Raw genomic sequence first — 24,853 nt, 5'->3', positions numbered from 1 at the left:
TATTCGGGTCAGCCGACGTCCAGCCCGGCGTATCCGGGTCAGCCGGTGTCCGCCCCGGCCTATCCGGCTCAGTCGACGTCGGGTCCGGCGTACCCGGGGCAGTCGCCCTCAGGTGCTGCCTTCCCGGGGCCGTCGTCGCCGGGGTCGGCCTATCCGGGCGGCGGGTCCGGCCAGACCGGGTTCGGCGCACCGACGCTGGCCGGGAGCCCCGACCCGTCCCGCCGCCGTGGCCGGATGCCGGTGGTGGCGCTCGTGCTGGCCGGTGTGCTGGCCGTGGTCACCGGCGTGCAGGCGTACCAGATCCACCGGCTCGACGACCGACTCGCCGCCGCCGACCGGCGGACGGCCGAGGGGCAGGGCGCGGACGCCCGCCGGCTCGACGGGCTGGAGCAGCGTGCCGGGAGCCTGGAGAAGCAGGCCGGCGCCGCGTTCAATCCCGAGGCGGTGGCGAGCGCGGTGCTGCCCAGCGTGTTCCGGGTGCGGGCCGGCCAGTTCACCGGCACCGCGTTCGCGGTCGGCAAGGCGCCGGCCGGCGGTGGCACCACGCTGCTCACCAACTTCCACGTGGTGGAGTCGGTCTTCGCCGCCGGCGAGCGCAAGGTGTTCCTGGAACGCACCGACCAGCGGTTCGAGGCGACCATCGTCGACACCGACAAGGACAAGGACCTGGCGCGGCTGCGCACCACCGCGACGTTCGGCGGTCTGGTCGCGGCCCGGACGCCGGTGAAGTCCGGCCAGCAGATCGTGGTGGTCGGCGCCCCGCTCGGCCTCCAGGACAGCGTCACCACCGGTGTGGTGAGCGCGTTCCGCAAGGACGAGGACGGCTCCGGCCCGGTGATCCAGTTCGACGCGCCGATCAATCCCGGCAACTCCGGCGGCCCGGTGATCAACGGGTCGAAGGAGGTCGTCGGCATCGCCACCGCCAAGGCCCGCGACGCCGAGGGCATCGGGCTGGCGGTGCCGATCAAGACCGCCTGCGACCGCTTCAAACTCTGCTGAGTCGCGGCCCAGCGCGAATCGCGCGCCGTGCGGGTGTGGCCCCGACCACGCCCCGTCGACCCCGGCCCACCGGGCCACCCCGCGGGGACCAGCACATCTGGAGGAACGACATGTCCCAGCCACCGACCGGAGCGGACGGTCACCCGCCCCAGCCGCCGGGCGGCACGGTCTACGGCAACCCGTACGGGAGCCAGCCCTCGCCCCCGCCGTACGGCCCGGCGCAGCCCGACCCCACCCGGCCCCAGCCGCCGGTGCCCGGCCAGTACGCGCCGGAGTCGGCCGGGTACGGCCCGGGCCCGTACGGCTCCGGCGGTCCCGCGTCGAGCGGGCACGGTCCGGGCGCGTACCCGTCGGGTGCCGCCCCCGTCCCCGCCCCGGCGCAGCCGATGTCGGCGCCGCCGGTCTCCGGTCCCGGCTACCCACAGCCGATGTCCGCGCCGCCGGTCTCCGGCCCCGGTTACGGGCCGCCCCCGATGTCCGGGCCGCCGATGTCCGGTCCTGGTTACGGGCCGCCGCCGATGTCCGGGCCGCCCGGTGCCGCGCCTCCGTACGGTCCGGCCGGGACCGGCACGCCGGGCGGTGGTGGCCGGGGGCGGACCACGCTGATCCTCGCGCTCGTCGCCGGACTGCTCCTCGTCCTCGGCGGCGTGATGACCGGCCTCTACGTCACCACCAACGGCAAGCTGACCAAGGCCGAGCGGCAGGTCAGCCAGCGTGACGGCACCATCACGGCGAACCAGCAGGAGATCGAGAAGCTCAAGGGCGAGGTGAAGGCCGTCCAGGAGCGGCTGGCCGACACCGAGCAGGACCTGACCGGCACCAAGAACGACCGGGACGAGCAGGCCCGGCAGAAGAAGGTCATCGCGAACTGCCTGAACAAGCTCACCACCGCCATCACCGCGGCGTCCCGTGGGGACAAGGCCGGTTTCGAAGCGGCGAACAAGGGCCTCGACAAGATCTGCGACGAGGCCGAGAACTACCTCTGAGCCCTGCGGCGCTCGGTCCCCTGCGGCGCTCGGTCGATCATGAAGTTGGCGGCGCTCTGGATCTCCAGAGCGACCGCCAACTTCATGATCAACGGGTTGGGCGGGGCTGGGGGCCGGAAGGGGTCAGGCGGCGCCGGCGGAGCGGCGGGTGGGCAGCGCGGTGACGCCCGGTGGGGGCAGGCCGGCCGTCGAGGCCAGCAGCGTGCACCAGCCGAGCAGGTGCGGGCCCAGGTCGGCGCGCAGCGGCGTCCAGGAGGCGCGGATCTCGATGTCGCCGGCGGCCGGCGGCCCGGCCAGCTCACCGAACCGGGTGGAGAGCGTCTGGGTCACCGTGCCGCCGATCGCCCGGTGCCCGGCGCCCTGCGCGTCCAGCGCGTCGGTCAGCCAGGTCCAGCCCACGCCGGGCAGCAACGGGTCGCTGGCCAGGTCGACCTCCAGCTCGGCGGTGACGTAGGTGACCAGGCGCAGCGTGCCCTGCCAGGCCTCGTGCCCGGCCGGGTCGTGCAACAGGATCAGCCGGCCGCTGGCGATCTCGTCGTCGTCGCGCATGACGGCGGCGGAGAGGGCGAACGCGTACGGGGCCAGCCGCTGCGGAGCGCCCACCTCCTCCAGCAGGATCTCCGGCCGGGGTGTGGCCGACCGCAGCCCCGCGACCGCGCGAGCGAACGTTTCCGGGAGCGCGATCGGGGGGGCCATGCCGGCAGCCTATGCCGCCTCCGCCGCGCGGTGGGTGACGCCGCGCCGGGCGCGTCGCGGGCCCGAGTGTTAAGCGGGGGCCCCTCCTCTGCCGGAGGCGTTAACCGGGGGCCCCTCCTTCTTCGTCACACATGCGGGCGGCGGGCGTGGGGGCCGACGCGGGACGTGGCACGATTGCCGCGATGACCACCGACACCACGGGCACTGCCGCCCGAGACGGAGAACCCCGCCGCGGCGGGCCGGCCGACTCGCCGTTCGTGCGCGCCTGCCGGCGCGAGCCGGTCCCGCACACCCCGGTCTGGTTCATGCGCCAGGCCGGCCGGTCGCTGCCGGAATACCGCGAGATCCGGGCCAGCGTGCCGATGCTGGAGTCGTGCCGCCGCCCCGAGCTGGTCACCGAGATCACCCTCCAGCCGGTCCGCCGGCACGGCGTGGACGCGGCGATCCTGTTCAGCGACATCGTGGTGCCGGTGGCGGCGGCCGGGATCGACCTGGACATCGTGCCCGGCACCGGGCCGGTGGTGGCCGAGCCGGTGCGCACCGCCGCCGACGTGGAGCGGATCGCCCCGATCGGTCGCGACGACGTGTCCTACGTGGACGAGGCGGTCCGGCTGCTCGTCGCCGAGCTGGGCGACACCCCGCTGATCGGCTTCGCCGGCGCGCCGTTCACGCTGGCCAGCTACCTGATCGAGGGCGGTCCGTCGCGCACCCACGCGAAGACCAAGGCGCTGATGTACGGCGACCCGGACCTGTGGCACGCGCTCTGCGGCCGGCTGGCCGAGGTGACGCTGTCGTTCCTGCGGGTGCAGATCGAGGCGGGCGTCTCCGCGGTGCAGCTCTTCGACTCGTGGGCCGGCGCGCTCTCCGAGGCCGACTACCGCCGCTTCGTGCAGCCCCACTCGGCGTACGTGCTGGGCGGGTTGGCCGACGCCGGCGTGCCGCGCATCCACTTCGGGGTGGGCACCGGCGAGCTGCTCGCCGCGATGGGCGAGGCCGGCGCCGACGTGGTCGGCGTCGACTGGCGTACGCCGCTGGACGTCGCCACCGGCCGGATCGGGCCGGACAAGGCGGTGCAGGGCAACCTCGACCCGACCGTGCTGCTCGCCGGATGGCCGGTGGTCGAGGCCGAGGTGCGGCGCATCGTCGAGCAGGGCCGCGCGGCCCCCGGCCACGTGTTCAACCTCGGTCACGGCGTCCTGCCGGAGACCGACCCCGACGTGCTGACCCGGGTGGTCGCGCTGGTGCACGAGCTGTCCGCGCGACCGGCCCGCTAGGGGGAGCCGTGGCGCGGCCGTGGCGGGTGGCGATCGTCGGTGGCGGGATCACCGGGCTGGCCGCCGCCGTCCGGTTGCGCGACCGCGCCCCCGCCGGCACCGAGATCACCGTGTACGAGCAGTCCGGCCGCCTCGGCGGCAAGCTGCGCACCGGTGAGCTGGCCGGTGGGCCGGTCGAGTTCGGGGCCGAGTCGTTCCTGATGCGCGACCCGGCCGGCGGGGAGTCGGCAGCGGTGACCCTCGCGCGCCGCCTCGACCTGGCCACGGAGATCGTCCACCCGACCGTCGGGCAGGCCGCCCTGCTGGTCGACGGCGGGCTGCGTCCGGTGCCGGGCGGCACGCTCGTCGGCGTACCCGGGGATCTGGCGAAGGTGGCGGCGGTGGCGCGGCCGGCGGCGGACGCCGACCGGGACGCGGGCCGTCCGCTGCTGGCCCCCGGCGAGGACGTCGCGGTCGGCCGGCTGGTCCGGGAGCGGCTCGGCGACGCGGTGGTGGACCGGCTGGTCGACCCGATGCTCGGCGGCGTGTACGCCGGCCGGGCCGACGACCTCTCCCTGGTCACCACCATGCCGGCGCTGGCCCGCGCGGCCCGTCGGGAACACACACTCGTCGGTGCGGTACGCGCCGCGCAGGCCGCCGCGCCGCGCGCGCCCGGCGCACCGGTCTTCGGCACCCTGGCCGGTGGGCTGAGCACGCTGGTCGAGGCGGCGGCCCGGGCCAGCGGGGCGACGATCCGCCGGGACGCCGCGGTGCGGGAGTTGCGGCGCACCCCGACCGGCTGGCAACTGACCGTCGGACCGACCCGCGACCCGGAGTTCGTCGACGCCGACGCGGTGCTGCTGGCGGTGCCGGCCCGGCCGGCCGCCCGGCTGCTGGCCGCCTCGGCGCCCGAGGTGGCGGGCCCGGTCGGCGGGCTCGACTACGCCAGCGTCGCGCTGGTCACGCTCGCGCTGCCCGGCCCGGACCTGCCGGAGCTGTCCGGCTTCCTGGTGCCGGCCGGCGAGGGTCTGCTGATCAAGGCGGCCACGTTCTTCACCACCAAGTGGGGGCACCTGCGCCGGCCGGACGGGTTGGCGCTGGTCCGCGCCTCGGTCGGCCGGTACGGCGACGAGACGTCGCTCCAGCTCACCGACGACGACCTGGCCGCCACCGTGCGGCGGGAGCTGTCGGCGGCGCTGGGCACGACGTTGCCCGAGCCGGTGGCCCGGCACGTGCAGCGGTGGGGCGGCGCGCTGCCGCAGTACCCGCCGGGGCACGCCGGCCGGGTGGCCGGGGTCCGGGCGGCACTGGGTGCCGCGCACCCGACGCTGGCCCTGGCCGGGGCCGGCTTCGACGGGGTCGGCATCCCGGTCTGCGTCCGCTCCGGCGAGACGGCGGCCGAAGAGATCATCACGGCACTGGGAGGATCGGCGACATGACCGAGCAGACCAACGCGGCCCGGCTGCGGGAGCTGAACGAGACCATCCGCTACACCATGTGGTCGGTGTACCGGGCGTCGAGCCCGCTGCCGTCGCTGCGGGAGAACGTCGTCGACGAGGTCGAGTCGCTCTTCGCGGAGCTGGCCGGCAAGGACGTGACGATCCGGGGCACGTACGACGTGGCCGGGCTGCGCGCCGACGCCGACCTGATGATCTGGTGGCACTCGTCGTCGAGCGACGCGCTCCAGGACGCGTACCTGCGGTTCCGCCGCACCACGCTGGGCCGGGCGCTCACCCCGGTCTGGTCGCAGATGGCGCTGCACCGGCCGGCGGAGTTCAACCGCAGCCACATCCCGGCGTTCCTGGCCGACGAGGAGCCGCGCGCCTACCTCTGCGTCTACCCGTTCGTCCGCTCGTACGAGTGGTACCTGCTGCCCGAGGGCGAGCGGCGGGAGCTGCTGGCCGAGCACGGGAAGATGGCCCGCGGCTATCCGGACGTGCGGGCCAACACGGTCGCCTCGTTCGCGCTCGGCGACTACGAGTGGATGCTGGCATTCGAGGCCGACGAGCTGCACCGCATCGTCGACCTGATGCGCGACCTGCGGGCCTCGCGGGCCCGGCGGCACGTCCGCGAGGAGGTGCCGTTCTACACCGGCCGCCGCCGTCCCATCGCCGACATCGTCACCTGCCTGGTGTGAAAGGCGGGGGCCCCGCTTAACGTTTTTGGTAGAGGCGGGGGCCCCGCTTAACACGCGCCGGTTAAGCGGGGCCCCCGCCTAACCGGCGGGAGGGGCCGGGTCAGGCGGTCGTGGTGCAGGAGAGGATCCCCGGCACCGGGTTGGTGCCGCTGGACGAGCCGGTGAAGCCGAACGAGGTGCTCGCCCCCGGCGCGAGCGCGCCGTTGTAGGCGACGTTGCGCGCGGTGACAAGCCCTCCGCTCGTGGTCACCGTGGCGTTCCACGCCGAGGTGACCTGCTGGCCGTTCTGGTAGTTCCAGCTCACCGACCAGCCGCGGACCGGTGAACCGCTGCCGTTGGTGACCTTCACCTCGGCCTGGAAGCCGCCGCCCCACTGCCCGGTGATCTGGTAGGTCGCGGTGCAGCCCCCGGCCGGGTTCGGCGTCGACGGCGGGGTGGTGGGCGTCGGGGTCGGCTGCGCGGTCGGCGACGTGGTCGGGGACGCGGTCGGCGATGCCGTCGGGGACGGGCCGGCGCCACCGAAGTCGACGTCGCTGCACAGGTAGTAGGACTGGTCCAGGTGGCTGGCCTGCCAGATGGTGTAGACGATGTGCCGGCCGGTGCGGCCCGGCGCGTTCGCCGGCACCTGGATCGACACGCCCGTCGACTCGGGCGTCCACTGGCTGGCCGGGGTGTTGCCGATCTGGCCGACCTGCTCCAGGTCGCTCCAGCGCAGCGGCGTGGTCAGCGCGTTGTAGCCCTGCTTGGTCACGTACACCCGGATGTAGTCGGCGCCGTGGCTGGCCTGGTCGTACAGCTTGATCCGGAAGTTGTTGGAGATCGGCGTGGTCTTCCAGGCGCCGACCGTGTCGAGCGCGTTGTAGCGGCCGCTGGAGGTGCGCCCGCCGCTGCACAGTTGACCGTCCGGGATGGCGCCCTGGTGGTTGCCGGCGACGCCCTCACGGAACAGGCCGTTCCAGTTCCACATGGCGGCCGGGTCGGCCTGCCAGGCCTGCCAGCACATCGGGTCCTGGGTGGCCATCGCCGGGTTCTGGAAGTCGCTGCCCCAGCGCTGCCAGCAGCCGTAGTTCCGCGAGGCCGGATCGACCACGGACCCGTGCGCCGAGGCCGGGCCGGAGAACGCGGTGGTGAGGAGCGCCGCGACGACCGCGCAGACGCCGAGGATCGCCGCGCCGAGCGGTATGCGGCGACGGTACGGAGTGGACATGTGAAGCCTCCGGGGGTGGGGTGTCGGTGCACGACGCCCGGACTGTCGGGAGTTGCCCTCTCCCGCGTGGCGGCTCCGTCCGCACGCTGCCACAGAAAACGACAGGCGTCAATTAGTTGGGATTCCGGCGCATCGGCGTGTGCGGGATGCCGTCCTCGACGTAGCCGGGTCCGCTCACCGTGAAGCCGTGGCCGGCGTAGAAACCCACCAGGTGTGTCTGCGCCTCCAGCACGCACGGCCGGTCGCCCACCGCGGCCAGCGCCCCGGTCAGCAGCGTGCCGGCCAGGCCCGCGCCGCGGGCCGCCGGCGCCACCACCACCCGGCCGATCCGTGCCACGCCGTCGGGGTCGGCCAGGATCCGCAGGTACGCCACGACGGCGCCGTCGTGGGTCAGCCAGAGATGGCGGGTGCCGGGCTCGACGTCCCGGCCGTCCAGTTCCGGGTACGCGCAGGACTGCTCCACCACGAACACGTCGATGCGCAGCCGGAGCAGGTCGTGGAAGGTGCGGGCGTCCAGCTCGGCGAAGCCGGCCAGGTGGAACTCGACGGACATCCCGCCAGGTTAGGCCGCGAGCGTCGGGCGGGCGGCCCCGACCCGGCCCGCGGGGGCGGTCAGCGCGACGCCGCGCGCAGGCCGGCGCCGGTGGCGACGGCGGCCCGGTCGAACCAGGTCGCGGTGGCGGCCGCCGACCGGGTCCAGACCCCCACGCACTGGGTCACCCGGCCCCGGTGCACGCAGCCGTAGCGGTGCGGGAAGCGGGTGCCGTCGGGCAGCGTCATGGTGGCGGCGACCACGCGGCCCGGCACGCCCACCCCGGTGGGCAGGTCGACGGCGGTGTGGCCGGCGGTCACCTGCCCGTCCTCCTCGTCGCGGTCGCACGCCTCCAACAGATCGAAGATCCGGCGTACGGCGTCGGCGGCCACCGCCGCGTCCGGGTAGACCACGGTCTCCTGGGCCACCTCGACGAACTCCCCGGCCGGAGTGCCCTTCGGCGTGCCGAACACGTGGGTCACCGCGACCGTCCGCCGGTCGAGCAGGGGCAGCGGCCGGCCGCAGGCGATCCCGTCCGAGTCGAGCTGCTCGCTGGCGTGGTCGGGCTTCTCGGCCAGGCCGGCGAGGCTGCCGGTGGCGGCGTGCCGGTCCCGCAGCGCGACGGCGACGCCGCCGTCGGTGGGTGCCGGTGCGGCGAGAACCGGCTCGGCGTCGGTCGGTCCGCTCGGAGCGGGGGTCGGGGCGCAGCCGGCCAGCGCGGCGAGAACAGCCGCCGAGACGATCATCCGTCGGGTCACCGGAGGATGCTAGCCGTCGATCGACGCGGGCCGCTGCGCCCGACCGCCGGCCGGGTGGGCCGGCCGCGCGGCCGTTCCCGTTGCACGCGGCCGTTCCCGTTGCGCGGCCCGATTCCCCGGCGTGCGGCGAGCGGCCGGCTTCCCGGATCGTGCGTCCGCTCAGGCGGGTCGGGCGCCGACCGCGTCGCGGATCTCGGCGCCCTGGTCGCCCTCGACCGCGCGGGCGCAGTGGGCGCAGCAGAAGAAACGGCCGGACACCTCGACGCCGTGCCCGACGATCTTGATCTGGCAGTGTTCGCAGATCGGCGCCATCTTGTGCACCGCGCACTCGAAGCAGTCGAACGTGTGCCGGGCCCCGTCGACCGTGCGCACCTCGAACGCCATCCAGTAGTCGTTGCCGCAGACCTCACAGGCAGCCATACGAAAACCCCCCTAAAACGGACCTGTGCTCCCAGCGTCGGGCACCGGGCCCGCCGCAGCGGCCGGAACCGGCGAACCTGGTCCGGCGCGACGGCGAGTCACCCCGGCGTGTCGCGCGTTGACCCGGGTGACGTCGAGAATCGGGAGGAATCGTGATCAAGCGCAACAAGCTTTCGGCAACCAGACCCGGGTGACGTTCTCCCTGCCCCGCCACGCGCCCGCCGGCACGGTCAGCGTGGTCGGCTGCTTCAACGGGTGGGAGCCCGGCCGGCACGAACTGGTGCCGCGCCGGGACGGCACCCGGACCGTGACCGTACGGCTCGGCCCGGGTGAACACCGCTTCCGCTACCTCGCCACGGGCGGGGTGTGGTTGGACGACGAGGCCGCCGACCAGGTCGACGAGGCCGGCAGCCTGCTGCGCCTGTAGCGCCGCGCGGTCAGCCGCCGCTCGGCTCCAGTCGCACCGAGATGGAGTTGACGCAGTGCCGGGTGTCCTTCGGGGTGAAGCCCTCACCCTCGAAGACGTGCCCCAGGTGGCTGTCGCAGCGGGCGCAGCGGATCTCCACCCGCCGCATGCCGAGCGTGTTGTCCGGGATCTCCTTGACCGCGCCGGGGATGGCGTCGTCGAAGCTGGGCCAGCCGCAGTGCGAGTCGAACTTGTCGTCGCTGCGGAACAACTCGGCCCCGCAGGCCCGGCAGTGGTAGACGCCGGGGGTCTTGGTGTCGACGTACTCACCGGTCCAGGGCGCCTCGGTGCCGGCCTCGCGGAGCACCCGGAACTCCGCCGGGCTCAACCGGACCCGCCACTCGTCCTCGGTGCGGGGCAGTTCATTGTCGGAAAGACTCACCGTTCCACGGTACGTCGGCTGTCGGTGGGATCGCATATGGTCGCCTGATGGCGGGCAGCAGAAGCGCCGTCGAGGAGATCGAGGTCGCCGGCCGGGCCGTGCGGCTGAGCAGCCCGGATCGGGTGATCTTCCCGCAGCGCGGCTTCACCAAGGCGGACGTCTTCCACTACTACCTGGCCGTGGGCGAGGGGATCACCCGGGCCCTGCGGGACCGGCCCACCACCCTGCAACGCTTCCCCGAGGGCATCGAGGGGGAGATGTTCTTCCAGAAGCGGGTGCCCGCGCGCGGCGTACCCCCGTGGATCCGCACCGCGGAGATCAGCTTCCCCAGCGGCCGGAAGGCCGACGAGCTCTGCCCGGCCGACCTGGCCCACGTGGCCTGGGCGGCGCAGATGGGCACCGTCGTCTTCCACCCCTGGCCGGTGCGCGCCGCCGACACCGACCGCCCGGACGAACTGCGCGTCGACCTCGACCCGCAGCCCGGCACCGACTTCGCCGACGCCGCGACCGCCGCCGGCGAGCTGCGCGGCCTGCTGGACGAGCTGGGCGTGCCCGGCTGGCCCAAGACCTCCGGCGGCCGGGGCGTGCACGTCTACCTGCGCATCCAGCCGCGCTGGACGTTCGTCGAGGTGCGCCGGGCGACCATCGCGCTGGCCCGGGAGCTGGAACGGCGCCGGCCCGAGCTGGTCACCACCGCCTGGTGGAAGGAGGAGCGGGGGCGCCGGGTCTTCGTCGACTTCAACCAGACGGCGCGGGACCGCACCATCGCCTGCGCGTACTCGCTGCGGGCCAACGGGCGGGCCACCGTCTCCACCCCGGTCGAGTGGGACGAGCTGCCCGAGGTCGACCCGGACGACTTCCACCTGGGCACGGTGCCGGCCCGGTTCGCCGAGCGGGGCGACCCGCACGCCGGCATCGACGACGCCCCGTGGGACATCACGCCGCTGCTGGAGTGGGCCGAACGCGACGCCGCCGACGGCCTCGGCGACCTGCCCTACCCGCCGGAATACCCGAAGATGCCCGGCGAGCCGAAACGCGTCCAGCCCTCCAAGGACCGCGACCGCCCGAAACCCTCCTGACGGCCCCGTCCCCACATCGTCACTGGCAGAGGAGTGCCCGGACGGACTTCGGAATGTGGTTCGGTCGGCGGTAGAGATCGGTGGCGGTGTAGACACGGATGCGCCAGCCCTGCTCGGCCAGCCAGTTCATCCGGGAGCGGTCGTGGTGCAGGCGATCGGGGTCGAGGTGGGAGCGGCCGTCGTACTCCACGCCGATGCGCTGCTGACGGTAGCCCAGGTCGAGCCGGTAGACCGGCACGCCGTCATCGTCCGGCACCCAGAGCTGCGGCTCCGGCGCGGGCAGCCCGGCGTCGATCAGCAGCAGGCGTAGCTGGCTCTCCTGCCGGCACTCCGAACGGGGGTCGGCCAGCTCGGCCAGCCGGCCTGCCTGGCGCACCCCGCGCAGCCCGGCGTGCCCGGTCACCTCCGCCAGCAGGTCCGCACGGCGGCAGGCGCCCACCCGCAGGCACAGATCCAGCACCGGTAGCGCGTCCGACCGGCGCAGCACCCGGGCCAGGTCGACGGCGCAGCGGGCGGCCGGCGCGCACGGCACCCCGGCGACCTCCACCACGTCCCTGACCGGCAGGACGGACTGGTGCACGGCCACGCCCCGGATGCTCGGTACCGGGCCACCGGCCGGAACGATCACATGCACCACGTCGGCGGGCACGGCGCCGAAGCGGTGCAGCCGGGCACCGGTGTGGAACCCCGCCACGGCGTCGGGCGGCAACCGGCGGAAGAGCGCCCGTAGCCGGCCCGTCTCGTCGTCCGCACGTCCGTAGACGCCTCTCGACAGTCGACCCAGACGCCCCGCCTCCACCCGGTGCCGCACCGCCCCGCGACTCACCCCGCCCGCCCGCAACTCCTCGTACCGCCACACCCCGCCACCCTCCCGCGCCGCCCGTCCCCCCGTCCGCCCCTGTGGACAAACCCCGCCCCGCCCCGCCCCCGCCCCCGCCCCCGCCCCCGCCTTCGTCGATCTAGGAGTTGTGGCACCTCACGAAAGCCGCATAAAGCGCATTCCATGGCACCACAACTCCAAGATCGATGGGGCGGGGCGGGGGCGGGGCGGGCGGGGCGGGCGGGTGGCGCGGGGTGGGGTGAAGGTGGGGTGGGGTAACGATCATGTAACGGGTGCGAACCTTTTCCCGGTGGTGGCGGGTCTTCCTGGTCATCGGCTCACCCGAGCCAGGGAAGGACGTCGGATGAAGCTGGTGTGGAGGCGGGCGGTCGAGGCCCGAGGGCTGCTGCTCGCCGCCGCGGTCGCGGCTCTCGTCGCGGTCGGGTTGGTCACCGGGCTCTCCGACTACAACCGGCGGGCGGTCGAGGCGGGCGCTCGCGCGGTGCTCGACGCCGCCCCGGCGGAGGAGCGCAGCCTGCTGGTCAGCGGCTCCGGTGGCGCCGACACCGCCGCGTACGCGGAGCGGGACCGGGCGGTCCGGGCGCAGTTTGCCGGCGGGCTGGGCGGGGCCCCGGTCCGGGTGGCCGCCGCCCGCTACGGCACCGGACGGGAGTTGACAGGTGACGTGGGCGCCGCCCGCACCGACGACGACCCGATGTTCGCCAACCTCGCCACGCTGGACGACCTGCCGGCGCGCGCCGAGCTGACCGCCGGGACGTGGCCCACACCCGGCGCCGCTCCGTTGCAGGTGACCGTGCCGGAGAAGGTGGCCGCGCGGCTCGGCCTGACGGTCGGGGAGCGGGTGCCGCTGTTCGACCGGGCGGCGGAACGCGCCGGCGCGGTGACTGTCGTCGGCACGTGGCGGCCCCGCGACGCGGCCGACGCGTACTGGCGGCTCGCCCCGGGCGTCGGCGCCAGCCAGGGCGACGCGGCGAGCACCTCGTACGGGCCGTTCGCGCTGGACCCGGCGGACTTCGCGCGTACCTTTCCGGGCTCGGTCTCGGCGGCCTGGCTGGCCGCCCCGGACCTGACCAACGTGGAGCCGGGCCGGCTGTCCGCCGTCACCGCCGCGCTGGCCGGCGTCACCGAGCGGCTGCCCGAGGCCACCGGCCTGGGTTCCTCGACGCAGCAGGTCGGCCACCTGGACCGGCTGGCGGACCGGCTCGGCCGGGCCGACCTGGTGGGTCGGTCCGCACTGCTCACCCCGCTGCTGCTGATCGTGGTGCTCGGCGGGTACGCGCTGGTGCTGGTCGCCGCGCTGCTCAACGAGGACCGGCGGGCCCAGACCGCGCTGCTGCGGGCCCGGGGCGCCGCGCGTGGCCAGCTCGCCGGGCTCGCCGTACGCGAGGCGACGCTGGTGGTGGCGCCGGCCGTGCTGTTGGCCCCGGCGCTGACCGGGCAGGCGGTGCGGCACCTCGGCGCGGACCTGGGTCTGGCCGGCGGCGCCGCGGCCCGGGTCTGGCTGGTCGCGCTCGCCGCCGCGGTCGGTTGCCTGCTCGCCATGGTGCTGCCGGCCCTGCGTCGGGCCGGCACCTATGTCGCCGACATGGCGGCCCGCTCCCGGCCGAGTCGGGGCGCGGCCGTGCAGCGCGCCAGCGTCGACCTGGCCCTGGTGGCGCTGGCCGTGCTCGCCTGGGCCCAACTGCGGCAGTACTCCTCGCCGCTGGCCGGCGCGAACGGCCGCCTCGGCATCGACCCGCTGCTGGCCGCCGCGCCCACCATCGGCGTGCTGGCCGGCGCCGTGATCGCGCTGCGGCTGCTGCCGCCGACCACCCGGCTCGCGGAACGGGTCGTCGACCGGCGGCCGTGGAACGCGACCATGTTCGGCATGTGGCAGGCGGGCCGCCGCCCGCACGCCGGGCCGGTGCTGCTGCTCGCGCTCGCCGTCGGCGGCAGCACGCTGGCCTGGTCGCTGGTGGCCTCCTGGGAGCGGTCGCAGCGGGACCAGGCCTGGCACACGGTCGGCGCCGACCTGCGGTTGACCGAGCGCGACGGCACCGCCCCCGACGACCGGGCCGCCGCGGTGGCCGCCGCCCCCGGGCTGGACCGGGTGCTGCCGGCCTGGCGGGACGACATCCGGGTCGGCCGGGAGGCCCGCCCGGCCACCGCTGTCGCATGGGACGCCGCCGCCGCGCACGGAATGGTCCGGCTCGACGACGCCGACGGCGAGGCGTCCACCGCCGCGCTGCTGGACCGCCTGGCGGGCGGGCGGGGCGCGCCCACCGGGGGCCTCCTGCCGGCGGCGGCGCGGACGCTGGCCGGGACCGTCCGCACCCCGGTCGACACGTCCTACACGCCGCCCACGGTGACGGTGACCGCGTTGTTCACCACCGACGCCGGCGCCGCGTGGCGGCTGCGGCTGGCCGAGGCCGACGGCGACGGCCGTCCGGTGCGCTTCTCCGTCGCGCTGCCCGACTCCGGTGGCGCGCCGCTGCGGCTGGCCGGGTTCGAGGCCGACGGCGGTGACGTGATCGGCCGCTCCTACCGGCTGCTGGTGGAGGGACTACGGCTCGCCGACGCCGACGGCGCCGCGCTGCCGCTGCCGGCCGCCGGGCCGTGGCGGGTGGTCGACCCGGCGACCGGGCCGCAGGGCCCCGCGCAGGCGACGCCAACCACCGTGGACGCGACCCGCAGCTTCCGCGTGCCCGAAGGGCTGCTGCAGTACGCGGTCACGCCGCCGTCCCGTTTCGCGGTGGTGCCCGGGGCGGACGCCCCGCCGGTGCCGGTGCTGATCACCCCGGGCGTGGCGACCGCGTTGAGCGTGGGCACCGGTGACTCGGTCACGCTGTCGCTGGCCGAGGTGACGCTGGACGCCACAGTGGTCGGTCAGGTCGCCGCGGTCCCCGGCACCGAGGGCGACGGCGTGCTCCTCGACCTGCCCGCCGCCGCCAACCAGGTGCTCCAGCAGCGCGGCGGCGTCCGGCCGGTGGCCGAGTGGTGGCTGCGGGCCGGGCCGGGCGGGCACACCGCCGCGGCGCGGGCGCTCGCCGGGGCCGACGGCACCGTCCTGCACGACCGGCGACAGGTGGCCCAGGAGGCCGCCCGGGACCCGTACTGGCGGGGTGCCCGCACCGGGCTGCTCGCCGCCGCGCTCGGGTCCGTGCTGCTGGCCCTGGTCGGCCTGGCCGTGGACGGGTGGGCCACCACCCGACGCCGGCTCACCGAGTTCGCCGTGTTCACCACGCTCGGCGCGACCAGCCGGTTGCTGGCCCGCGCCTACCTGGCCGAGCAGACGTTCCTGGCCGCGATCGGGGTCGGCGTCGGGCTGCTGGTCGGGGCCGTGGTGGCGGCGACCATGGTGCCCCTGGTGATCCTCACCCCGGCGGCCGGCCGGCCGGTGCCCGAGGCGGTCTTCACGGTGCCCTGGTCGCCGGTCGGGCTGACCGCCGCCGGGCTGCTGCTCGCCGCGCTCGCCTTCGCCGCCGTCATCACCACCGGCATCCGCCAGCGGATCGCCGCCGTGCAGCTCCGGATCGGGGGAGAACAATGAGGCTGCCGGGCGCCGCCGGCCGGGTCCGGGCGTACGCGGGGCAGTTCCTGCTGCTCGCCGTGCTGACCGTGGTGACCACGCTGCTGATCACGGGGGTGCCGCGGGTCGCCGACCGGCTCACCGGCCAGGGCCTGACCGAGTACGTGGCCGGGCAGCCGGTGGCCCTGCGGGACCTCACGTACGCCATCGGGCCGACCACGTTCCCGCCGACCCTCCAGCCGGTGGTCGCCGGGCAGGCGGACCAGCTCGCGGCGATCGAGGAGCGGATGCCCGGCGTGGTGCGCGAGGTCGTCGGGGACCGCTGGTACGCCGCGGACACCGTGCCGGGCCGGCTGCGCGGCTCGACGCTGCGCGGCGACAAGGGGCTGATCGACCTCGTCCTGCGTACCGGCAACGGCCTGCGCGAGGCCGCCACGCTGACCGGCGGTCGGTGGCCGGAGCGTGGCGTCACGGCGGCCGGCGCGATCGAGGTGGCGCTCGCGGAGACGGTGGCCACCGGACTGGGCGTCGCGCCCGGCGACCGCTTCCGCCTGTCGCTGCTCGACCCGAACGGCGACCCGCTGGCGTCCCGCCCGGTCGAACTGGTCGGCGTGTGGCGGCCGAACGACCCGGGCAACGGGGTCTGGGACGCGTTGCCGTCGATGCTGCGGCTCACCCCGCCCGAGGGCGACGGCGACCCGTTCGTGGCGGTCGCCTACACGGCCGACGCCGGGGTGGACGCCGTCGCCGCGGTCGGGTGGCCGGTGAGCTTCGGCTGGCGCTACCGGATCGCCCCGGACCGGCTCACCCCCGGCCGGCTCGACGCGTTGATCGCCGGCGTCGACGGGTTGGCGCGGACCCGTCCCGCCTCGGTCACGCTGAGGCAGGGCGTGGACGTTCCGCTGCGCCGGTTCGCCGCCGCGCTCGCCGCGGCCCGTACGCTGCTGGCGGTCATCGCCGCCGGGCTGCTCGCCACGCTGGCCGGGCTCTCCGTGCTGGCCGCCCGGCTCGCCGCGCGCCGCCGTCGCGCCGAGTTCCACCTGATCCGGGCGCGCGGCGGCTCGACCGGCGACGTGCTGCGCCGCGGCCTGGCCGAGTCCGTCCTGGTGCTGCCGGCGGCGGCCGGGATCGGCTGGCTGCTCGGCGGCCTGCTGCCGGGCGCCGGGGCGTCGACGCCCTGGGTGCTGCTCGCCGCGCTGCTGGCCACGCTGCTCCCGCCGCTGGCGGCGCTCGCCGTCGGCCGCCGGGTCACCGGCCGCGCCGACCTTGGCGGCCGGTCGCCGGCGCTGCGGCTGACCGTCGAGGTGGCGGTGCTCGGGGTCGCCGTGCTCGGGGCGTTCCTGCTGCGCCGGCGCGGGCTCACCCCGGGTTCGGTGGACCCGCTGCTGGTCTCCGTGCCGGTGCTGCTGGCGGTGGCCGCGGCGGTGCTGGCGCTGCGTGCGTACCCGTGGCCGTTGCGGCTGCTCAGCCGCGTGGCGGCCCGGGCGCGCGGCAGCGTCGCGTTCCTCGGCGCCGCCCGCGCCGGCCGGGCGGCCAGCACCGGGCCGCTGGTCGTGGTGGTGCTGGCGGTCGCCACCGCCGCGTTCTGCGGGGTGGTGGCCACCGGCATCGAGGCCGGCCGGGACACCGCCGCCGCCCGTGCGGTCCCCGGCGACGTGCTGGTCGACGGCGAACGGTTCGCGCCGGACACCGCCGGGCAGTTGGCCGCGCTGCCCGGCGTCCGCGCGGTGGCTCCGCTGCTCACCATCCGGGCCGAGCGCCCGTACGCCGACCGGGCCGGCCGGCCGACCCCGATCCGGGAGCTGCGGGTGCTGCTGGTCGACGGCGACCGCTTCGCCGAGGTGGCCCGCCGCGCCGGCGTACCGGTGAGCGTGCCCGGCCCGCTGCTCGCCGGCGGCGACGGCAGCACCCCGCTGCCGGCGCTGGTGTCCCCGGCGGTCGCCGCGGAACTGGCCGACGCCGGGCTCGCGGACGCCGGGGGACGCCGCCCCGCCTGGCTGGACGTGCAGGGCAACCGGCTGCCGCTGCGCGCCGCCGCCACCGTCGACGGGTTCGCGCTGGTCGACCGCGAGGTGACCCGGTTCGTGGTGCTGCCCTGGCCGGCCCTGCCGGCGGACGCCCCGCACCCGCTCGCCCCCACCGGCTTCGTGCTGGCCGGCCCCGGCGTCGACCCGACCGAGGTGGACCGGGTGGCGGCCGAGGGGCAGCGCCGCTACCTGCGGATCGGGGCGGTGGAGACCGGGGACAAGGCCCGCGCGCCGCAGGTGACCAGCCGCGCCGCCGTCCGGGCCGAGCTGGGCGGCAGCGGCGTGAACGGGCTGCTGGTGTTCGGGTTCGCGCTCGGCGCCGGGGGCGGCGCGGTGCTGGGCCTGCTCGGGCTCGCGTTCGCGGTGCTCGCCGGCGCCCGGTCCCGGGGGCAGGTGCTGTCCCGGCTGCGCACCATGGGCCTGTCCCGACGGCAGTGGCGCGGGCTGCTGCTGGTGGAGCTGACGCCGCTGGTGCTGGTGTCGGTGCTCACCGGCGCGGTGGTCGGCGCGTTGCTGCCGCTGCTGCTCACCCCGGTGCTCGGCCTGCCCGCGTTCACCGGCGGGGTGACCGTGCGTCCGGCGTTCGAACCCGGCCTGGTGGCCGGGGTGTCCGCCCTGGCCCTGCTGGCCCTCGGCTTCGCGATCACCGTGGAGGCCGTGAACAACCGCCGGATGCGCCTCGGTGAGGTGCTGCGGCTCGGAGAGGAGAGCTGATGACCGCTACCGCTTCCGGCTCGGCGGGTCTGACGCCGCGCCACGACCCAGGACCGCCGACGTCCGCCGTGCCGGACCTGGCCGCCCTGCAACGCCGCGCCGCGGAGCGCGCCGCCGAACGGGCCGGTGGCCGGGACCGGCTGCGCGGGCACATCGTCTGCGACGGGCTGGTGCGCATCTTCAAGACCGAGGGCGTCGAGGTGGTCGCGCTCCAGGGCCTCGACCTGGTCATCGACCGCGGCGAGCTGGTCGCGATCGTGGGCGCCTCCGGCTCCGGCAAGTCCACCCTGCTCAACATCCTGTCCGGGTTGGACACCCCGACCGCCGGTATCGCCCGGGTCGCCGAGTACGACCTGCTCGCCCTGTCGCACCGGAAGCGGCTGGCGTACCGGCGGGAGATGGTCGGTTTCGTCTGGCAGCAGACCGGCCGCAACCTGCTGCCGTACCTGACCGCGCTGGAGAACGTGGAGCTGCCGATGCGGCTGGCCCGGCGGTCCGGCGGCCGGCGGGACCGGCGGGAGCGGGCCCGCCGGCTGCTCGACCTGGTCGGCGTCGGCCACTGCGCGGACCGCCGGCCGGGCCAGCTGAGCGGCGGCGAGCAGCAGCGGTGCGCGGTGGCCGTCGCGGTGGCCAACGATCCGGAGATCCTCTTCGCCGACGAGCCGACCGGCGAGCTGGACGAGGCGACCGGCGCGGAGGTCTTCGCCGCGCTGCGCACCATCAACGCCGAGCTGGGGGTGACCATCGTGGTGGTCACCCACGACCACGCCGTGTCCGGCCAGGTCCGCCGGACCGTCGCCATCCGCGACGGCCGGACCGCCTCCGAGGTACGCCGGACCGCGCGGGTCACCGCCGACGGCGGCACCGAGCTGGTCAGCGAGGAGTACGCGGTGCTCGACCGGACCGGCCGGATGCAGTTGCCGGCGCCGTTCGTGGAGGCGCTGGCCCTGCGCGACCGGGTCCGGCTCGACCTGGAACCCGACCACGTCGAGGTCCGCCCCGGCGACCGGGCGCACACCGAGGGGAACGCGTGATGACCGACCAGGCTGGGGTGCTGCCGGCGACGCCGGTCGAGGACGTGGTCCGGGTCGAGGGGGTGAGCCGCACCTTCGGCCGGGGGGAGCACGCCGTGCACGCCGTGCGGGACGTCTCCCTCACCGCCGGCCGGGGCGAGCTGGTGGCCGTGCGCGGCCGGTCCGGGGCCGGCAAGACCACACTGCTGAACCTGATCGGTGGCCTGGACCGGCCGGACGCCGGCCGGATCGAGGTGGCCGGGCACGACGTGACAGCGGCGGGGGAGCGGGAACTGCTGGCGCTGCGCCGGGGCGCCGTCGGCTTCGTCTTCCAGACGTTCGGCCTGGTGCCGATCCTGTCCGCGGCGGAGAACGTCGGGGTGCCGTTGCGGCTGGCCAAGGTGCCGGCGGCGGAGCGGGAGCAGCGGGTGGCGGTGCTGCTGGAGCTGGTCGGGCTGGGCGCGCACGCGGCGCAGCGCCCGTACGAGTTGTCCGGCGGCCAGCAGCAGCGGGTGGCGGTGGCCCGGGCGCTGGCGAACGAGCCGGACCTGCTCATCGCCGACGAGCCGACCGGTCAGCTCGACTCCGAGACCGGTCGCTCGATCATGGATCTGCTGCGGGCCGTGGTGCACGCCCGGGGCATGACCGCGCTGGTCGCCACGCACGATCCGGCGCTGATCGAGCTAGCCGACCGGACCCTGGTCCTGCGCGACGGCCACCTGGTCACCGACTGACCCGCGCCGTTCGCTAGCAGTCTCTCCTACTTCTGAAGTAGTGTTGATGTCATGTCCGTGCCGTTGGAGTCCGTGCCGTTCTCCGAGCTGCTGCGTCAGCCGGCGGAAACGGCCGAGCGGTTGTCCCGCGCCCGCGCGCTGCGGTTGCGTCGCCGTGACGCCGCCGATCTGGTGCTGATGTCCGCCGATCGCGCGGCTGCCGAGGGTGAGGTGGTAGACCTGACCGCCCGGCTGCTGGCCAGCCTGGTCCGCCGTGACCCCGGTCTGGTACGCGAGGCGCTGCCCACCGTGCTGCCCTGGGTGCGATTCCTGCCCGCGGAGGATGCCCATCAGATGGCCGACGAGTTCGTCGCCACGGCGGAGGCCGCCGCCGCGGTGGGCAACACCGCCGCGCTGTCGCAGCTGCTCACCGAGTGGCGGCACACCGCCGAGGTCCATGCCGACCCCGACCTGCACCGGGTCCTGACCACGCCGAGCGACGACGACTTCGGGCCGGTCACGCGCCCCACCGGCGCGTGAGCGCGAAGCGAGGCGATCGGGCCGCGCCACCGCCCCGCCCCGGCGGCTACGCCCTGCGATTCGCCACCAACGACGCGGCCAAGGGCTGGGAGGAACTGTGCCGCCAAGCGGCGGCCAACACACGCGCCGCGTTCGACGCCATCGAAGCTGACCCCTGCCCTGCGCCACCGACCAGCCGCCAGCACCCGCTCAAAGGCGCCCTCGCCGTCGCCGTGCACCGCCACGAGACGCTGCCGCAGTGGCAGTACGAGGTCACTGCCGGCGGTCGCATCTGGTATCTGGTCGACCACGACACCCGCACCTGCTGGATCAGACACGCCGGCACCGGGCATCCCCGGGCCACCGACTAGCAGTCGTCCGGTGCAAGCCTGACCTGCCCGCCCGATCGGCGGCGGTGGTAGGCCCAGGTGACGGCCAGCAGCAGCGGGCCCCAGAGCACCAGCGGGGCGTAGCAGACGACCAGGAGCGCGAAACCGCCGGCCGGTAAGCCCAGGTCGTTGCCGTTGACCAGCGCGCCCCACATCGCGTACCCCCAGATCAGGGTGAGCGCGACGGCGCCGGCGGTGGCGACGGTGACCGCGAACGGCGGCGGCACCCGCCGGCCGCCGACGCGCGGGAGCCAACCGGGGAACACCTCGCCCCACGGGCGGACCAGGCCCAACGCGAGCAGCGCCAGCCCTTCCGAGACCAGGCTGAGCGCGACGATGTAGAGGCTCTCGCCGACCCCGGGCCGGATCGGGACACCGGCCACCACGGCGCCGATCGGCAGGCCGGCGACCAGCGCGATCCGCCACAACCCGGATGGGAGCACGACCAGCGGGATCAGGTGGGCGGCGCGGACCGCCCACCGTGGCGGCGGGCGGCCGTCGCAGCCGTGGACGGCCGGTGGGGACAGGGTTCCGGTGGGCATCGGGCCTCCTCGGTGGTGGATGCCCTCAGCCTGGTCGGCGGCCGGCCGCGCGGCCTCCCCCGCCGGCGGGAGCCGGGACCCCCTACAGCGGGAGCTTCATCCCCTCGTGGCTGGCCACGAAGCCCAGGTCGCGATAGAACCGGTGGGCGTCGGCGCGCTGCTTGTCGGTGGTGAGCTGCACCAGCGCGCAGCCCCGCTCGCGCGCCTGGTCGATCGCCCAGCGCATCATCGCCCGGCCCAACCCCCGGCCGCGCCGGTCGGCGCGGACCCGCACCGACTCGATCAGGGACCGCTCCGCGCCGTGCCGGCCCAGCCCCGGGATGTACGTGATCTGGAAGCAGCCGACCAGTTCACCGCTGTCGTCGGCGACGATCAGGTGGTTGCGCGGGTCGGCGGCCAGATCGGCGAACGCCCGCTCGTACGCCTCGTCGACCTCGGGCCGGTCGCGGGTGCGGCCCAGCACGTCGTCGGCGAGCAGGGCCAGCACGGCGGGCAGGTCGGCGCGGACCGCCTCCCGGAAGATCACCTCGGTCATCCGACCAGCCTGGCACAGCGGCGGGTGGCGATGGCCGGGCAGCATGACGCCATGGACCTTCTGCTGCTGCCGTTCCGCTGGATCTACCGGGGGCTGGTCTGGTTCGCCAACTCGCCCCGGACGCTGATCACCTCGTACCTGTTGATGATCGTGGTGGCCGGCGTGCTCTACAGCCAGGCCGAGCAGAAGGGCGCCGCCGACTCGGTCTGGTGGGCGGTGGTGACCGCGTCCACGGTCGGGTACGGCGACATCTCCCCGACCACGTTCGCCGGCCGGTTCCTCGCCGCGCTGCTCATCTCCACCATGGTGCTGCTGGTGATCCCCCTGATCACCGCGCACTTCGCCAGCCGGCTGATCGTCGACGACGACGCCTTCGAGCACGCCGAGCAGGAGGAGTTGAAGGCCGACGTCCGGCGGCTGCGGGCGCTGGTGGAGGAGATGGCCGCCCGGCAGGGCGTCGTGCTGCCCGAGCCGCCCCGCCCGACGCCCGAGACCGGGCCCGGCGGGCCCCGGGTCCGGCGCCGCCGCCGGTGAGACCCGTGGGTCAACAGCCGTCCAGCCAGCTCCGCAACGCCCACCACCAGTGCACCGTCTCCGGCACCGTGCACCGCGCGCCCTCCTCGACCGGCGGCCCGCCGGTCACCTCCCGGAGCCGGCGCAGCCGGTACCGCACCGTGTTCGGGTGCACGTGCACCGCCGCCGCGGTCTGGTCCAGGCGCTGGCCGTGGTCCAGCCAGGCGAGCGCCGTGGCGGCCAGCTCCCGGTGGAACTCGTCGGCCGGGTCGAGCGCGCCGAGCAACGCGCCGCGCAGCAGCTCGGCCAGGGCCGGCTGGGCGGCCAGCGCGGTCTCCCCGGCCAGGTCCGTCACCCGGCGCAGGCCGCGCAGCCGGCGGCGCGTCGCGGTGTGCAGCGCCGCCAGGCAGAGCGCGTACATGGTCGGGGCCCGCTCCAACGGTTGTGCGGGCGCCACCAGCGCCAGCAGTCCGGTCGGGGCGGCGTCGGGCAGCCGGGGGAGCAGGCCGGCGAGCCGGTCCTCGACGGTGCCGACCAGCCCGCCGTGCCGGGTGAGCTGCCGGTGCACGGTGTGCGACCGCACCGGGTCGGGATGCGGGGCGACCAGGCAGTGGTAGCGCCCGTCCGGCCGTAACCCGAACCGGGCCAGCTCGGCCGGGGCCGCGCCGGCCGGGCCGTCGAGCAGCAGCCGGCGCAGCAGCCGCGCCCGGACCGCCGCGCCGGTGCCGGCCAGCTCCCGTTCGGCGGCGCGGTGCCCGTCCACCACCGCCCGTTCCACCGCGGCGGCGTACCGGCCTACGACGAGCAGCCCCTCCAGCAGCACCTGGTCCGGGATGCCGGCGGCGCGCCCGTGCCGGACCACCAGCTCCACCGCCCGGTCCCGGCCGGCCTGGACGCCGCGCAGCAGGCCGGCCACGGAGATGCCCTGCGCCGCCCGGTCGGCGCCCAGCCGGCGGGCCTCGGTGAAGTCCCGCCCGGCCGGATCCTCGTGGCGTTCCAGCGCCCCGAGCCCGCTGGTCAGCAGCAAGACCACCTGCCGGCGGACCTCGCCGGCCGGCAGGCGGGCCACCTCCGGGGAGTCCGCACGGGCGGCCAGGGCCACCTCCTCCACGGCGGCCGAGTCGCCGGCCAGGTGGCGCAGCAGCGCGCCGAACGTGGGGGCGTCTCCGGTCCGGGTCATCGGTGCCCGCTTCCCGTTGTCGTCGCGGCACAACCGAGGCGGTCGGGCGTTGGCGTCCGGTTCCTAGCCACCGTGGCCGGCCGGTTGCTCTCCTGGTTGTTACCGCAAGGTAACACCGATCGGGCCACCGAGAAACGTCGATGTCCCACCGGCTGCCAGGAGGCGTCCATGACCCCCGTGCCACCCCACCCGTCCCGAGCCCGCCGCCGCGCCGGCCTCGCCGCGCTGGCCGCGCTCGCGCTCGCCGTGCCGGTCCCGCTGGCCACGGCGCCCACGCCCGCCGCCGCGGCCGTCGCGCTCCAGGAGGTGATGTTCGTCGGCAACAACTGGGACGGCACCGCCGACGTCATCCGCTCCCGCGGCGACTACGCCAAGCTCGGCCGGATCGACGTGATCCCGGACCGGGCCGCCCGGCTGCGGGAGATATACCTCAACCCGATCAAGCTGGCCTACTTCCTCGGCATCCGGCAGGGGCCGGGGGAGGGGCACGACCAGTTCGTCGACGACATGTACACCACGCCGGACGGCACCGCGCTCGTGGCGTCCCGGCCCAGCTTCGCCGACGTGGTCTCGATCGACCTGGCCACCGGCGCGATCCGCTGGCGGTTCCCGGTCTCCGGCTACCGCGCCGACCACATGGCCGTGTCGCCGGACGGCACCCGGGTCGCGGTCTCCGCCTCCACCTCGAACACGGTGCACGTGCTGGACATCCGCACCGGTCAGCAGCTCGGCTCGTTCGGCACCGGCGACAAGCCGCACGAGAACATCTTCACCCGCGACAATCGACTGTGGAACATGTCGATCGGCGAGGTCAACACCGACCTGGACGCGCCCTGGCTCGACTGGACCAAGGGCGACCGCCGGATCACCGTCGCCGACGCCACCACGTACCAGGTGGTCAAGGTGATCGACATGCGGGAGCGGCTGGACGCCGCCGGCCGCCGCGACCTCTCCGACGCGGTCCGCCCGGCGGTGTTCACCCCGGACGGCGGCAAGCTCTACTTCCAGGTGTCCTTCTTCAACGGCCTGGTCGAGTACGACGTGGCCACCGACCGGATCACCCGGGTCGCCACGCTGCCGAAGAACCCGGCCACCAGCGAGGACCGCACCACCTGGGTGAACGACTCCCGGCACCACGGCCTGTCGGTCAGCCCGGACGGGTCGCGGCTCTGCGTCGCCGGCACGATGGACGACTACGCGACGGTGGTGGACCGGGCCACGCTGCTGCCGGGGACGCTCGTGCCGGCCAGCAAGCCGTACTGGGCCACGGTCAGCGGGGACGGCCGGGACTGCGTGATCTCCGAATCCGGCGCGGACCAGGTCACCGCCATCAACTTCGCGACCGGGCAGAAGGTGGCCAGCGTCCCGGTGGGGGACCACCCGCAGCGGGTCCGCATCGGGCACCTGCCGGTCGGCTGGACACCCCTGGCCGCCGGCTGACCGG

At 75.5% G+C, this 24,853-nt stretch carries 24 protein-coding genes and 1 pseudogene; 15 read left to right on the top strand and 10 right to left on the bottom strand.

Going from position 1 to position 24,853, the window contains the following annotated elements:
• The first annotated feature begins 234 nt into the window (after nt 1-234).
• The gene (locus ACH495_RS23665; RefSeq protein WP_396859887.1) at nt 235-999 is read left to right on the top strand and encodes a S1C family serine protease; all 765 of its coding nucleotides are present in this window, start codon (nt 235-237) and stop codon (nt 997-999) included.
• Between the two features lie 110 nt (nt 1,000-1,109).
• Nucleotides 1,110-1,985 carry a hypothetical protein gene (locus tag ACH495_RS23660; RefSeq protein ID WP_396859886.1) on the top strand — a complete coding sequence of 292 codons (876 nt, stop codon included), beginning with the start codon at nt 1,110-1,112 and terminating at the stop codon, nt 1,983-1,985.
• Nucleotides 1,986-2,108: 123 nt separating this feature from the next.
• On the opposite strand, the gene ACH495_RS23655 is transcribed toward ACH495_RS23660, so the two are convergent.
• Nucleotides 2,109-2,681 carry a DUF3000 domain-containing protein gene (locus ACH495_RS23655; RefSeq protein WP_396776133.1) on the bottom strand — a complete coding sequence of 191 codons (573 nt, stop codon included), beginning with the start codon at nt 2,679-2,681 and terminating at the stop codon, nt 2,109-2,111.
• Nucleotides 2,682-2,863: 182 nt separating this feature from the next.
• Between ACH495_RS23655 and hemE the strand changes: the two genes are divergently transcribed.
• From hemE to hemQ, 3 genes are read left to right on the top strand one after another with little or no spacing between them, the layout of a single operon-like run.
• Nucleotides 2,864-3,955 carry a uroporphyrinogen decarboxylase gene (hemE, locus tag ACH495_RS23650; protein ID WP_396859885.1) on the top strand — a complete coding sequence of 364 codons (1,092 nt, stop codon included), beginning with the start codon at nt 2,864-2,866 and terminating at the stop codon, nt 3,953-3,955.
• Between the two features lie 8 nt (nt 3,956-3,963).
• Nucleotides 3,964-5,373 (top strand): protoporphyrinogen oxidase, encoded by a 1,410-nt coding sequence (gene hemG, locus ACH495_RS23645; protein ID WP_396859884.1) that lies wholly within the window; start codon nt 3,964-3,966, stop codon nt 5,371-5,373.
• Nucleotides 5,370-6,071 (top strand): hydrogen peroxide-dependent heme synthase, encoded by a 702-nt coding sequence (hemQ, locus tag ACH495_RS23640; protein WP_396859883.1) that lies wholly within the window; start codon nt 5,370-5,372, stop codon nt 6,069-6,071. Before hemG ends, hemQ begins: the two co-directional genes overlap by 4 nt.
• A gap of 100 nt (nt 6,072-6,171) precedes the next feature.
• Here hemQ and ACH495_RS23635 read toward each other — a convergent pair whose 3' ends face one another.
• From ACH495_RS23635 to ACH495_RS23620, 4 genes are all read right to left on the bottom strand, one after another.
• Nucleotides 6,172-7,278: a lytic polysaccharide monooxygenase gene (locus ACH495_RS23635; protein ID WP_396859882.1), complete on the bottom strand. Its 1,107-nt coding sequence runs from the start codon at nt 7,276-7,278 to the stop codon at nt 6,172-6,174.
• Between the two features lie 112 nt (nt 7,279-7,390).
• A complete protein-coding gene (locus ACH495_RS23630; protein ID WP_396859881.1) occupies nt 7,391-7,831 on the bottom strand; it encodes a GNAT family N-acetyltransferase in 441 nt (146 codons plus the stop codon).
• Between the two features lie 59 nt (nt 7,832-7,890).
• Nucleotides 7,891-8,568 carry a hypothetical protein gene (locus tag ACH495_RS23625; protein WP_396859880.1) on the bottom strand — a complete coding sequence of 226 codons (678 nt, stop codon included), beginning with the start codon at nt 8,566-8,568 and terminating at the stop codon, nt 7,891-7,893.
• Between the two features lie 159 nt (nt 8,569-8,727).
• Nucleotides 8,728-8,988, bottom strand: a complete 261-nt coding sequence (locus tag ACH495_RS23620) for a Prokaryotic metallothionein (RefSeq protein WP_107159255.1) — start codon at nt 8,986-8,988, stop codon at nt 8,728-8,730.
• A gap of 152 nt (nt 8,989-9,140) precedes the next feature.
• Between ACH495_RS23620 and ACH495_RS23615 the strand changes: the two are divergent.
• Nucleotides 9,141-9,415: pseudogene (locus ACH495_RS23615) on the top strand (isoamylase early set domain-containing protein).
• Between the two features lie 10 nt (nt 9,416-9,425).
• Here the strand turns inward: ACH495_RS23615 and msrB are convergent.
• Complete coding sequence (gene msrB, locus ACH495_RS23610; protein WP_107159259.1) at nt 9,426-9,836, bottom strand: peptide-methionine (R)-S-oxide reductase MsrB; 411 nt, start codon at nt 9,834-9,836, stop codon at nt 9,426-9,428.
• A 47-nt stretch (nt 9,837-9,883) separates the two neighbouring features.
• On the opposite strand from msrB, the gene ligD reads away from it, so the two are divergent.
• Entirely contained in the window at nt 9,884-10,915 is a 1,032-nt protein-coding gene (ligD, locus tag ACH495_RS23605; RefSeq protein WP_396859879.1) for a non-homologous end-joining DNA ligase, read from the top strand.
• Nucleotides 10,916-10,934: 19 nt separating this feature from the next.
• Here the strand turns inward: ligD and ACH495_RS23600 are convergent, their stop codons facing one another.
• Entirely contained in the window at nt 10,935-11,774 is an 840-nt protein-coding gene (locus ACH495_RS23600; RefSeq protein ID WP_396859878.1) for a hypothetical protein, read from the bottom strand.
• A 325-nt stretch (nt 11,775-12,099) separates the two neighbouring features.
• Between ACH495_RS23600 and ACH495_RS23595 the strand changes: the two genes are divergently transcribed.
• From ACH495_RS23595 to ACH495_RS23570, 6 genes are read left to right on the top strand one after another with little or no spacing between them, the layout of a single operon-like run.
• Nucleotides 12,100-15,285, top strand: coding sequence for an FtsX-like permease family protein (locus ACH495_RS23595; RefSeq protein ID WP_396859877.1), 3,186 nt, complete (start codon nt 12,100-12,102; stop codon nt 15,283-15,285).
• On the top strand, nt 15,282-18,005 hold the full coding sequence (locus tag ACH495_RS23590) for an FtsX-like permease family protein (protein ID WP_396859876.1): 2,724 nt from the start codon (nt 15,282-15,284) through the stop codon (nt 18,003-18,005). The genes ACH495_RS23595 and ACH495_RS23590 overlap by 4 nt, the downstream gene beginning before the upstream one ends.
• A complete protein-coding gene (locus ACH495_RS23585) occupies nt 18,005-19,039 on the top strand; it encodes an ABC transporter ATP-binding protein (RefSeq protein ID WP_396859875.1) in 1,035 nt (344 codons plus the stop codon). Before ACH495_RS23590 ends, ACH495_RS23585 begins: the two co-directional genes overlap by 1 nt.
• Entirely contained in the window at nt 19,039-19,752 is a 714-nt protein-coding gene (locus ACH495_RS23580) for an ABC transporter ATP-binding protein (protein WP_396859874.1), read from the top strand. The genes ACH495_RS23585 and ACH495_RS23580 overlap by 1 nt, the downstream gene beginning before the upstream one ends.
• 51 nt (nt 19,753-19,803) lie before the next feature.
• The gene (locus tag ACH495_RS23575) at nt 19,804-20,271 is read left to right on the top strand and encodes a hypothetical protein (protein ID WP_396859873.1); all 468 of its coding nucleotides are present in this window, start codon (nt 19,804-19,806) and stop codon (nt 20,269-20,271) included.
• Nucleotides 20,268-20,621: a type II toxin-antitoxin system RelE/ParE family toxin gene (locus ACH495_RS23570; RefSeq protein WP_396859872.1), complete on the top strand. Its 354-nt coding sequence runs from the start codon at nt 20,268-20,270 to the stop codon at nt 20,619-20,621. The genes ACH495_RS23575 and ACH495_RS23570 overlap by 4 nt, the downstream gene beginning before the upstream one ends.
• Here ACH495_RS23570 and ACH495_RS23565 read toward each other — a convergent pair.
• Nucleotides 20,618-21,181, bottom strand: a complete 564-nt coding sequence (locus tag ACH495_RS23565; RefSeq protein WP_396859871.1) for a hypothetical protein — start codon at nt 21,179-21,181, stop codon at nt 20,618-20,620. The two genes, ACH495_RS23570 and ACH495_RS23565, sit on opposite strands and share 4 nt — an antisense overlap.
• An 82-nt stretch (nt 21,182-21,263) precedes the next feature.
• Nucleotides 21,264-21,716, bottom strand: a complete 453-nt coding sequence (locus ACH495_RS23560; protein WP_396859870.1) for a GNAT family N-acetyltransferase — start codon at nt 21,714-21,716, stop codon at nt 21,264-21,266.
• A 51-nt stretch (nt 21,717-21,767) separates the two neighbouring features.
• Between ACH495_RS23560 and ACH495_RS23555 the strand changes: the two genes are divergently transcribed.
• The gene (locus ACH495_RS23555; RefSeq protein WP_396859869.1) at nt 21,768-22,250 is read left to right on the top strand and encodes a potassium channel family protein; all 483 of its coding nucleotides are present in this window, start codon (nt 21,768-21,770) and stop codon (nt 22,248-22,250) included.
• Nucleotides 22,251-22,260: 10 nt separating this feature from the next.
• Here the strand turns inward: ACH495_RS23555 and ACH495_RS23550 are convergent, their stop codons facing one another.
• Nucleotides 22,261-23,409 carry a helix-turn-helix domain-containing protein gene (locus ACH495_RS23550; RefSeq protein WP_396859868.1) on the bottom strand — a complete coding sequence of 383 codons (1,149 nt, stop codon included), beginning with the start codon at nt 23,407-23,409 and terminating at the stop codon, nt 22,261-22,263.
• 168 nt (nt 23,410-23,577) lie between these two features.
• On the opposite strand from ACH495_RS23550, the gene ACH495_RS23545 reads away from it, so the two are divergent.
• Complete coding sequence (locus tag ACH495_RS23545; RefSeq protein WP_396859867.1) at nt 23,578-24,849, top strand: YncE family protein; 1,272 nt, start codon at nt 23,578-23,580, stop codon at nt 24,847-24,849.
• The last annotated feature ends 4 nt before the right edge of the window (nt 24,850-24,853 follow it).

The organism is Micromonospora sp. NPDC018662 (assembly GCF_044391475.1).
Lineage (GTDB): Bacteria > Actinomycetota > Actinomycetes > Mycobacteriales > Micromonosporaceae > Micromonospora.
This window is presented reverse-complemented; position numbering and strand designations above follow the sequence as displayed.

What these genes read in the sequence shown, in the direction of transcription:
- ACH495_RS23630 (WP_396859881.1), bottom strand. Translation starts at nt 7,831, where the DNA reads ATGTCCGTCGAGTTCCACCTGGCCGGCTTCGCCGAGCTGGACGCCCGC.
- ACH495_RS23565 (WP_396859871.1), bottom strand. Translation starts at nt 21,181, where the DNA reads ATGCCCACCGGAACCCTGTCCCCACCGGCCGTCCACGGCTGCGACGGC.
- ACH495_RS23595 (WP_396859877.1), top strand. Translation starts at nt 12,100, where the DNA reads ATGAAGCTGGTGTGGAGGCGGGCGGTCGAGGCCCGAGGGCTGCTGCTC.
- ligD (WP_396859879.1), top strand. Translation starts at nt 9,884, where the DNA reads ATGGCGGGCAGCAGAAGCGCCGTCGAGGAGATCGAGGTCGCCGGCCGG.
- ACH495_RS23550 (WP_396859868.1), bottom strand. Translation starts at nt 23,409, where the DNA reads ATGACCCGGACCGGAGACGCCCCCACGTTCGGCGCGCTGCTGCGCCAC.
- hemQ (WP_396859883.1), top strand. Translation starts at nt 5,370, where the DNA reads ATGACCGAGCAGACCAACGCGGCCCGGCTGCGGGAGCTGAACGAGACC.
- ACH495_RS23665 (WP_396859887.1), top strand. Translation starts at nt 235, where the DNA reads ATGCCGGTGGTGGCGCTCGTGCTGGCCGGTGTGCTGGCCGTGGTCACC.
- ACH495_RS23560 (WP_396859870.1), bottom strand. Translation starts at nt 21,716, where the DNA reads ATGACCGAGGTGATCTTCCGGGAGGCGGTCCGCGCCGACCTGCCCGCC.
- ACH495_RS23545 (WP_396859867.1), top strand. Translation starts at nt 23,578, where the DNA reads ATGACCCCCGTGCCACCCCACCCGTCCCGAGCCCGCCGCCGCGCCGGC.
- ACH495_RS23660 (WP_396859886.1), top strand. Translation starts at nt 1,110, where the DNA reads ATGTCCCAGCCACCGACCGGAGCGGACGGTCACCCGCCCCAGCCGCCG.
- ACH495_RS23635 (WP_396859882.1), bottom strand. Translation starts at nt 7,278, where the DNA reads ATGTCCACTCCGTACCGTCGCCGCATACCGCTCGGCGCGGCGATCCTC.
- ACH495_RS23575 (WP_396859873.1), top strand. Translation starts at nt 19,804, where the DNA reads ATGTCCGTGCCGTTGGAGTCCGTGCCGTTCTCCGAGCTGCTGCGTCAG.
- ACH495_RS23580 (WP_396859874.1), top strand. Translation starts at nt 19,039, where the DNA reads ATGACCGACCAGGCTGGGGTGCTGCCGGCGACGCCGGTCGAGGACGTG.
- ACH495_RS23655 (WP_396776133.1), bottom strand. Translation starts at nt 2,681, where the DNA reads ATGGCCCCCCCGATCGCGCTCCCGGAAACGTTCGCTCGCGCGGTCGCG.
- ACH495_RS23585 (WP_396859875.1), top strand. Translation starts at nt 18,005, where the DNA reads ATGACCGCTACCGCTTCCGGCTCGGCGGGTCTGACGCCGCGCCACGAC.
- ACH495_RS23590 (WP_396859876.1), top strand. Translation starts at nt 15,282, where the DNA reads ATGAGGCTGCCGGGCGCCGCCGGCCGGGTCCGGGCGTACGCGGGGCAG.
- hemE (WP_396859885.1), top strand. Translation starts at nt 2,864, where the DNA reads ATGACCACCGACACCACGGGCACTGCCGCCCGAGACGGAGAACCCCGC.
- ACH495_RS23620 (WP_107159255.1), bottom strand. Translation starts at nt 8,988, where the DNA reads ATGGCTGCCTGTGAGGTCTGCGGCAACGACTACTGGATGGCGTTCGAG.
- ACH495_RS23555 (WP_396859869.1), top strand. Translation starts at nt 21,768, where the DNA reads ATGGACCTTCTGCTGCTGCCGTTCCGCTGGATCTACCGGGGGCTGGTC.